Genomic DNA, 1,234 nt, shown 5'->3' with positions numbered 1-1,234 from the left:
AGGTCACGCTGGTGCTCGGCTCCGATCGTCCTGCCGGCCTGATGCAGGGCTATCAGGGCGATGACGGCAAGCTGTCCGGCGCCGAGGGCGAGCTCTATCGCAGCGGCGACGTCGTGTTCGAGGACGACGAGGGCTACCTCACCTTCGTCGGCCGCTCCGACGACGTGTTCAAATCGTCCGATTACCGCATCAGCCCGTTCGAGCTGGAGAGCGTGCTGCTCGAGCACGAGCTGGTCGCGGAAGCCGCGGTGGTGCCGAGCCCCGATCCGATCCGGCTCGCGATCCCGAAGGCCTTCGTGCTGCTGACATCGGGTGCGGAGCGTTCACCGGAGACCGCGCTCTCCATCTTCAAGCACCTGCACACGCGCCTTGCGCCATTCAAGCGCATCCGCCGTCTCGAAATCGTCACCGAGTTGCCGAAGACCATTTCTGGAAAGATCCGCCGCGTTCAGCTACGACGGCTCGAACGCGACGACGATCGCAACGATCAGCTGCGCGGCCGGGAATTCCGCGAAGAGGACTTTCCGGAGTTGGCGAAGGCACGGGGCGAAACTTAGAGAGATTCGTCATCGGGGGCGCGCGAAGCGCGAGCTATGATGCGCAATTACGCATCATAGCTCGATGCTCCGCATCGTCCCGGAATGACGGCACATGGAGCGACGGAATGAACGAAGTCTGGAAGAAGCCGCCGATCCCCCTCGATGCCTATCAGGCCATGGTGGGCAAGGAGATCGGCGTGTCGTCGTGGCACCTGATCGACCAGCCGCGCATCGACAGCTATGCCGACGTGATCGAGGATCACCAGTTCATCCACGTCGATCCGGAGCGCGCGAAGAAGGAGACGGCGTTCGGCACCACCATCGCGCACGGCTTCCTCACGATGTCGCTGCTGTCGATCATGTCCTACGAGGTGATGCCCGTGATCGCGGGCACCACGATGGGCGTCAATTACGGCTTCGACAAGCTGCGCTTCATCTCGCCGGTGCGATCCGGCAAGCGTGTCCGCGGCCGCTTCGTGCTGGCCGAGGCCAAGCTCCGCAAGCCCAACGAATTGCAGTCCCGCACCAACGTCACTGTCGAGATCGAAGGCGAGGACAAGCCGGCGCTGGTCGCGGAGTGGCTGGGGTTGATCTATTTCGAGTAGGTCCGGCCCGTCGTTGCCGGGCTTGACCCGGCAACCCATCGCTGCTCAAAAGCTTTCCAAATCTCTCGCGGAGCGCTCTGACCCTCTCCC

The 1,234-nt window shown here is 63.4% G+C and carries 1 protein-coding gene and 1 pseudogene; both read left to right on the top strand.

All coding sequences use genetic code 11. From position 1 onward, the window contains the following. Positions 1-557, top strand: a pseudogene (locus tag JHD07_RS33925) (AMP-binding protein); the annotation flags it as partial. Positions 558-664: 107 nt separating this feature from the next. Then, positions 665-1,144: a MaoC family dehydratase gene (locus tag JHD07_RS33920; protein ID WP_291630091.1), complete on the top strand. Its 480-nt coding sequence runs from the start codon at positions 665-667 to the stop codon at positions 1,142-1,144. Positions 1,145-1,234 lie beyond the last annotated feature (90 nt).

The organism is Bradyrhizobium sp. (genome assembly GCF_016462955.1).
In the GTDB taxonomy this organism is placed as follows: Bacteria; Pseudomonadota; Alphaproteobacteria; order Rhizobiales; family Xanthobacteraceae; genus Bradyrhizobium.
The sequence above is the reverse complement of the archived record's forward strand: the minus strand, read 5'-3'. Positions and strand labels throughout refer to the sequence as shown.

Coding starts and splice junctions, on each gene's coding strand:
- JHD07_RS33920 (WP_291630091.1), top strand. CDS start 665: ATGAACGAAGTCTGGAAGAAGCCGCCGATCCCCCTCGATGCCTATCAG.